Source organism: Mesorhizobium sp. M7D.F.Ca.US.004.03.1.1 (assembly GCF_003998635.1).
GTDB classification, from domain to species: Bacteria; Pseudomonadota; Alphaproteobacteria; order Rhizobiales; family Rhizobiaceae; genus Mesorhizobium; species Mesorhizobium loti.
In genome coordinates this window covers 1-7,147 of sequence record NZ_RZQG01000249.1, presented here as the reverse complement: position 1 = coordinate 7,147, position 7,147 = coordinate 1, and the positions used below count along the sequence as shown (strand labels likewise).

The 7,147-nt window shown below is 63.5% G+C and carries 6 protein-coding genes and 1 pseudogene; all 7 read right to left on the bottom strand.

Annotated elements, in window-relative coordinates; genetic code table 11:
- Positions 1-30 precede the first annotated feature (30 nt).
- Positions 31-822, bottom strand: a complete 792-nt coding sequence (locus EN935_RS15915) for an ABC transporter ATP-binding protein (RefSeq protein WP_127265548.1) — start codon at positions 820-822, stop codon at positions 31-33.
- An 81-nt stretch (positions 823-903) separates the two neighbouring features.
- Positions 904-2,238 (bottom strand): ABC transporter substrate-binding protein, encoded by a 1,335-nt coding sequence (locus EN935_RS15910; RefSeq protein ID WP_127265549.1) that lies wholly within the window; start codon positions 2,236-2,238, stop codon positions 904-906.
- Positions 2,239-2,322: 84 nt separating this feature from the next.
- Positions 2,323-3,363 (bottom strand): branched-chain amino acid ABC transporter permease, encoded by a 1,041-nt coding sequence (locus EN935_RS15905; RefSeq protein WP_127373437.1) that lies wholly within the window; start codon positions 3,361-3,363, stop codon positions 2,323-2,325.
- Between the two features lie 3 nt (positions 3,364-3,366).
- Entirely contained in the window at positions 3,367-4,266 is a 900-nt protein-coding gene (locus EN935_RS15900) for a branched-chain amino acid ABC transporter permease (protein WP_127265928.1), read from the bottom strand.
- Positions 4,263-5,198: an ABC transporter ATP-binding protein gene (locus EN935_RS15895; RefSeq protein WP_127265930.1), complete on the bottom strand. Its 936-nt coding sequence runs from the start codon at positions 5,196-5,198 to the stop codon at positions 4,263-4,265. Before EN935_RS15895 ends, EN935_RS15900 begins: the two co-directional genes overlap by 4 nt.
- Before the next feature lie 114 nt (positions 5,199-5,312).
- Positions 5,313-6,416 (bottom strand): dimethylsulfone monooxygenase SfnG, encoded by a 1,104-nt coding sequence (gene sfnG, locus EN935_RS15890; RefSeq protein WP_127265932.1) that lies wholly within the window; start codon positions 6,414-6,416, stop codon positions 5,313-5,315.
- Between the two features lie 165 nt (positions 6,417-6,581).
- Positions 6,582-7,147: pseudogene (locus EN935_RS15885) on the bottom strand (hydroxyacylglutathione hydrolase); the annotation flags it as partial.

Here is a 7,147-nt window from a genome sequence, read left to right as displayed (position 1 = left end):
GGTCATTTCAATGCTCCTTCGGATTTCGTTTCAGGCCACGGCATGGAGATGGGCTGGCTTGGCGGCAGGCGATGCCTGCTGCCCGAGATAAAAGGCCCTGATGTCCTCGCGCTGGCGAAGCTCGGCGGCGGCGCCAGAGAGAACGGAGACGCCGTTTTCCAGCACCGTGGCGTGGTCGGCATAACGAAGCGCCACCGCCGAGTTCTGCTCGGCGACCAGGATCGACAGGCCAGTCTCGCGGTTCAGCTTTCTGAGTGTCAGGAAGATGTCCTGGACGATGAGCGGGGCGAGCCCCATCGACGGTTCGTCGAGGACCAGCAGACGCGGCCGCGACATCAGCGCACGGCCGATGGCGGTCATCTGCTGTTCGCCGCCCGAGGTCAGGCCGGACAATGTCCGACGCTTTTCCTTGAGACGCGGAAAATAGACGTAGATCCGCTCGAGATCCCCATTGATCTCGGTACGGCTCCCGCTGCGGCCGATGCCGCCCGCGACCAGGTTCTCCTCGACGGTGAGGCTCTTGAAGCAGTGGCGGCCTTCCAGCACCTGGACCAGGCCGGCGCGTACCAGATCGCCCGGCTTGCGGCGCGAGACATCTGAGCCTTCATAGCGGATGGTGCCGGAATTGACCTGGCCGCGTTCGGCCGGCAGCAGGTTGGAGACGGCCTTCAGCGTCGTGGTCTTGCCGGCGCCATTGGCACCGAGCAATGCTAGGATCTGGCCACGCCGCAACGCGAAGCTGACGCCGTGCAACGCCGTGATGGCGTGGTTGTAGGTAGCATGGACCGCGTCCGCGGCAAGGATGACGTCATCGTCCGGCATAGGGCTCTCATTTCATGGTTCGATGAACCGAAACAAGCCCGGCGCCGCGGAACTCGATCCGCAGCGCCAGGCTTTGGCTGATCAGTTGGTGGTCACCGCGTCGGCATCATCCGCCGTGCGCAACTTGATGCCTTTCTCGGCGGCGTAGGCCTCGGCGGACTTCTCGATGATCGGCCGCAGCAGCGCCCAGTCCGGCGCGATCCAGTCGGAGACTACGTTCCACTTCTTGCCGTCCCACTGCTGGAAGGTCACGTAGCCTTCGCCCTCGTGGTTGTCCCAGCTGACATTGATCGAGTGGAACAGGTCCTTGGCGCCGAGCGCCTCGACCTTGGCCGGGTCAAGCTTGAGATGCTCGAAGCCCCAGCGGACCTCGTCGCCCGTCAGCGTGCGGTGGCCGAATTTCTCCTGCGCGACGCGGATAGCCTCGACATTGAGGATGCCGTTGACGATGCCGAGATTGTGGTAGACCGAGCCGATGCGCGCCTTGTCTTCTAGATTGCCCTTGCCGGCGCCGTAGACCGTCTTCACGATCTCCTGCACCACCGGGTAGGAGTTGCCGGAAGCCTGCGTGGTGATGGCGGTGTAGCCCTTGGCGGCGTCGCCGGCGGGGATCACGTCCTCTTCGGAGTTCGACCAGACATTGCCGACGATATGGTCGACGGGGAAGCCCACTTTCACCGCTGTCTTCAGCGCCACCGGGTTCATCACGCCCCAGCCGCGCAGAACGACGAAGTCCGGCTTGGCGCGGCGGATGGTCAGCCACTGCGACTGCTGCTCGTTGCCGGGATGCGGCACCTCGATCTGCTGCACGGTGAAACCGTATCTCTGCGCCAGAAGCTCATAGATCGGGATGGTCTCCTTGCCGTAGGGCGAGCCGTGATAGAGCACGACGATCTTCTTGCCCTTGAGCTTGTCGATGCCGCCTTCCTTGGAGGCGATGTAGTTCACGATGCCCGAGGTTTCGCTGTAGGGATTAAGGAGCAGCGGGAAGACGTAAGGGAAGACACGCCCATCAGTCGAGTCGGTGCGGCCGTGGTTGACCGTGATCAGCGGCACCTTGTCGGCGGTGATGCGGTCGATCATGGCATAGGCGATGCCGACCGAGAGCGGGTTCCAGGCGGCGGCACCGGCATGGCTCTTCTGCCGTTCGTAGCATTCGACGCCACGCTCGACCTCATACTGGGTCTCGCACTCGTCCCAGGTCAGCTTGACGCCGTTAACGCCGTCGCGGATGTTGATGAGGTTGAGGTAATCGATGAAGCCGCCGAAGAAGCCGGTGCCGCCGGCCGCGTAAGGTCCGACGCGATAGCTCTGCAGCGGGAAATATTGTTCATCGGCATGCGCGGCGGGCAAGGCCACCGACACGATCATCGCCGCGGACAGCGCCGCCGCCTTGATTGTGCTGAGGAAAGTCATGGTTAGGGTACTCCCGGTATGGGCCGTCTTGGGTTCGGCCCCTGGTTCATTTTCGGATGCGGTTCATTTTCAAATGCATAGAGCTCAAGTCGTCTGCCAGGCGAACAGGAGCCGTCTTCGGATCCTATCCCACAGGGCCACCAGCCCGTCCGGCTCCAGGATCAGAAAGAGGATGATGAGCGCGCCCAGCACGATGCGCTGGCTCATGTCGAGCACGCCCGAATCGAAGAGATCGCCGAGCAGAAAGCCGCCGAGGCGCGATAAGCCAAGTGGAAATACCACGATGAGGGCGGCGCCGAAAAACGCACCGCGTATCGAGGCCAGACCGCCGATGATGATGATGAACAGTATCTGGAACGACCGGTCGAGATCGAAGCCGTCCGGCTCGACGGTCCGCAGATACGCGAAGGCCCAGATGACGCCGGCAACGCCGATGATGAAGGACGAGATGGCGAAGGCCAGCAGCTTGGTCTTCAGCACGGGGATGCCGATGATGCGGGCCGCGGTTTCATTGTCGCGGATGGCGATGAAGTTGCGCCCGGTCTGCGACGTGACCAGCCGGTGGGCGAGGAAGGTCAGCACAGTGACGATGGTCAGAGCGAAGAAATAGCGGCCGATGGCGCCGTCGAGCGCGAAGCCTGAAATCGACAGTCTCGGCGCGTCGATGACGCCGGATGCCGAGTTGTTGGAGAACCAGCTGAACTTGGTCAGCGCCCATTGCACGAAGAACTGCGCGGCAAGGGTCGAAACCGCGAGATAGAAGCCTTTCAGCCGCAGGCTGGGAAGGCCGAAGACGATGCCGATCGCGGCCGCGACGGTGCCGGCCAGGAAGATGCTGCCGATCAGCGGCAGGCCTTCGATCCTCAGATTGAAATTATAGGCGGCGAAGGCGCCCGCCGCCATGAAGGCAGCACTGCCCAGCGACACCTGGCCGGCATAGCCAGTGAGGATGTTCAAGCCCACGCCGGCGAGGCTGAGCGCCAGGAACGGCAGCAAGATGGCCTCGAACAGATAGCTCGAGCCGATCAGCGGCACGACGCCATAGGCGAAGGCGAGCAGCAGGACCGGTGCGACCCATTTCGGCAGCACCGGCGCGTTGGAGAAATCGCTTGTTATAGCGGTCATCGCTCAGATCCTCTCGACGAGCTTCTGGCCGAACAGGCCGGAAGGGCGGATCAGCAGGAAGACGAGCGCGACGACATAAGCGAACCAGCTCTCTATGCCGCCGCCGAAATAGTCGCCGATATAGACCTCGGCGAGCTTCTCGCTGGCGCCGATCAACAGCCCGCCGACGATGGCGCCGAGGATGGAGTCGAAGCCGCCGAGCACCAGCACCGGCAGCGCCTTCAGCACCACCAGCGACAGCGAGAACTGGACGCCGAGGCGTGCGCCCCAGAGCAGTCCGGCCACCAGCGCGACGAGGCCGGCGGCGGCCCAGACGGTCGCCCAGATCAAGGGCAGCCTGAGGCCGACCGCGAGGGCAGCGAACTGGTCGTCGGCGACGGCGCGGAAGCTGAGGCCGATGCGGGTGTAGCGGAAGAACAGCGACAGCAGGAGAACCATGCCGGCGGCAACCACGGCGGCGAAGATATCGAACTGGCTGATCAGCACGCCGCTGATTTCCAGCGGCACGTCCTCGATGCCGAGATCAAGACCATGGACCTGCGTGCCCCAGATCAGCTGGGCTGCACCCTCGATGATGTAGGACAGGCCGAGCGTCGCCATGAACAGCGTGATCGGCGGCTTGTTGGTCAGTGGCCGCAGCACCGTGCGCTCGATGGCGATGCCCATCGCCACCATGATGGCGAAGGTGATCACCAGCGCCAGCGCGAACGGAATGCCGCGCTCGACAAGGCTGACGAAGGTCAGCGCCGCAAACAGCAACATCGCGCCCTGCGCAAAATTGAGCACGCCAGAGGTCTTGTAGATCAGCACGAAGCCGATCGCGACCAGCGAATACATGACGCCGGAAAGCAGGCCGCCGACGAGCACTTCGATGAAGAACTGGTAGTCGAAATCGGCGATCATATGCCTGCCCCGTCCTCATTGTCCGAGGCGACGCCGAGATAGGCATCGATGACGCGCTGGTCGTTCCTGACTTCGTCGGGCGTGGCGTCGGCAATCTTGCGGCCGTAGTCGAGAACGGCAATGCGATCAGACAGGCCCATGACGACACCGACATCGTGCTCAATCAGCACCACAGTGGTGGCGAAGCGGTCGCGCGCGGCGCGGACGAAGGTCGCCATCTCGCTCTTCTCGCCCGCGGTCATGCCGGCCATCGGCTCGTCGAGCAAAAGAAGGCGCGGCTCAGCGACCAGTGCACGGGCCAGTTCGACCCGCTTCTGCAGCCCGTAAGGCAGCGTGCCGGCAAGGCGATCGCGAACAGCGGTGAGGTCGAGGAATTCGAGGATCTGTTCGGCGCGGCTCAGGGAGTCGCGCTGCTCGCCGCGCGAGCGGCCGATGCCGAGCACCTGGCCGGCAAAGTTGGAGCGGACCTTGTATGCGAGGCCGGAAGCGACATTGTCGAGGACGCTGAGGCCCTTGAACAGTGCGAGGTTCTGGAATGTCCTGGCGACGCCGAGCTGCGCCAGCCGCTGCGTTGGCACCTGGGCATAGACGACGCCGTCGAGCTGGACATGGCCGCGATCCGGCCGGTAGACACCGCTGATGACGTTGATCAGCGAGCTCTTGCCGGCGCCGTTCGGGCCGATGATGGCGCGGATCTCGCCGGGGCGGACCGACAGGTCGAGATCGGCCAGTGCCACGACGCCGCCGAACGACAGGCCGATGCCCTGGAGCGAAAGCAGCGGAGAGGCGACGCCGGCAACGGAGCCGATCGGCCCGCTATTGTCTTCGGACTGCTGCTGCTCCCGCGGGGTTGACGGCAGGCCGCGCGCAAAGACCTCCGGCGCATAGGCGGAAGCCTCCATCACTCCGAGTGTATAACTGGGCAACGGCATTCCAATCGTCCTCGATTAGGCGCGCAAATCCTCATTGCTGCTCGACGGCTCGAGCGCGCCGGTAGCTTTCATGCGTGTGCCGGCCGGAGCCTATCCGGCCAGCCTGTGGGGTGACTACTCAGCCGCCAGCGACGCTGCCGCCTCGGCGTTTTCCAGTTCGCGGACGAGCGGGATGACATGCTTCCCGAAATACTCGACCTCTTCCTGGAAGTGCAGGAAGCCGAGCAGGATGAGATCGGCGCCGGCGCGCTTCAGGTCAACGATGCGTTCGGCGACTTGCCGGGGCGTGCCGATCAGGTTCGAGCGGAAGCCGTCATTGTACTGGACCAGATCGTCGAAGGACGATTTCGCCCAATTGCCTTCGCCCTCCGGCGAAGCCTTGCCGGCATTCTTGACCTCATGGCCAAAGGCGTTGACCGCCTCGGGATTGGCTTTGGCGATGATTTCGGCGAGCACCGCCCTGGCCTCGTCCTCGGTCTCGCGGACGACCGCGAAAGCGTTGACGCCGACCTTGACGGAATGGTTGTTGGCCTTCGCCTTGGCCCTGAGGTCGTCGACCTGCTTGGCGATCTCGGCCGGCGTGTTGCCGTTGGTGAAGTACCAGTCCGAAACCCGCGATGCCATGTCGCGTGCGGCGCGCGATGAACCACCCTGGAAGATTTCGGGCAGCGGCTGCGGCGGCTTCGGCTTCAGTGAATATTCGTTGAAGCGATAGAAATCGCCGCGGAAGGTGAAGCTGTCTTCAGTCCATATTCCGCGCAGCGCACGGATGAACTCCTCCGAGCGGCGATAGCGCTCGTCATGGTCGAGCCAATGCTCGCCGATGGCATGGAACTCGCCACGGAACCAGCCGGAGACGAGGTTGACCGCAACACGGCCGTTGGTCAAATAGCTGATGGTGGCGATCTGCTTGGCCGCAAGCGCCGGGTTCCACGGTCCGGGCAGGATCGCGGCGATGACCTTGAGCGTGGTGGTCGCGGCCAGCAGGTCATGGCTGAACACCACCGATTCATGCTGCTCGTCAGCACCGTAGCCGGCGGTGAAACGGATCTGGCTGAGCGCATAGTCGAAGCCGGACTTCTCGGCGATCTGCGCCAGCTTGCGGTTGTACTCGGCCGAATGGCTGGTGCGCTGCTCGATGTTGGAGATTACCAGGCCGCCCGAAACATTCGGCACCCAGTAGGCAAACTTGATTGCGTCGGTTTCTGCTTGTGCCATGAACTGTCTCCCATTCAGGCCGTGTCGTTGATCGCTCCGGTCGCGCCGGCTTTCCCCAATATTTATTATGTTTATAGAATATATATACAAAGGAGGATTTTCCGTTTTTGCGGCCCTCTGGGGACGGAAATACCAATTTTATCAGGCCAACCCGGCTTGCTGGGGTCAGCTCGTGACCGAACCACGCGCGGCGTTTGCGCTGATGGTGGCTGGCGTGTCGAGCAGTCTTGCAATCTCGGTCGCGACCGTCTGGGCATGGCGGGCAACCTCGGGCAGGCCCATGAGTTCGCCGAAAGTCCCTCGTGCCAGCGGACCGGCGACGAAGAGTGTCGTGATTATCCTGCCATCCCGGCCGACGGCACGACTGTCGAGACTGGTCTCGATGCCCAGCCCGTATTGGTCCGTCCTGATCAGCCCGGCTTCCGCCAGCGAGCTTAGCGCCGGATTCAGTTGCAGTGCCTGCCCATGGGCCGGACCCGTGGTGTTGATGACGGCATCGAAGCTCGCCGTCTCGATCCGCGTCTGCCCGCGCCGTTGAAAGCTGACCGCCAGGCTGCCATCCTCATCGTTCGACGCGACGAGCCTGGCGGCAATGGTGTCGAACGTGCCGGCTGCGTGACGCCGGTCGAGCACGGAAGCGACCTGTGGAGCGATCCTGAAGCGATGAACGTCCCAGAACACGCGCAGCTGGCGGACCAGCCTTGCCCGCTCCGGCGGGGAAAGTGCGGCCC

What these genes read in the sequence shown, in the direction of transcription:
- EN935_RS15915 (WP_127265548.1), bottom strand. Translation starts at nt 822, where the DNA reads ATGCCGGACGATGACGTCATCCTTGCCGCGGACGCGGTCCATGCTACC.
- EN935_RS15910 (WP_127265549.1), bottom strand. Translation starts at nt 2,238, where the DNA reads ATGACTTTCCTCAGCACAATCAAGGCGGCGGCGCTGTCCGCGGCGATG.
- EN935_RS15905 (WP_127373437.1), bottom strand. Translation starts at nt 3,363, where the DNA reads ATGACCGCTATAACAAGCGATTTCTCCAACGCGCCGGTGCTGCCGAAA.
- EN935_RS15900 (WP_127265928.1), bottom strand. Translation starts at nt 4,266, where the DNA reads ATGATCGCCGATTTCGACTACCAGTTCTTCATCGAAGTGCTCGTCGGC.
- EN935_RS15895 (WP_127265930.1), bottom strand. Translation starts at nt 5,198, where the DNA reads ATGCCGTTGCCCAGTTATACACTCGGAGTGATGGAGGCTTCCGCCTAT.
- sfnG (WP_127265932.1), bottom strand. Translation starts at nt 6,416, where the DNA reads ATGGCACAAGCAGAAACCGACGCAATCAAGTTTGCCTACTGGGTGCCG.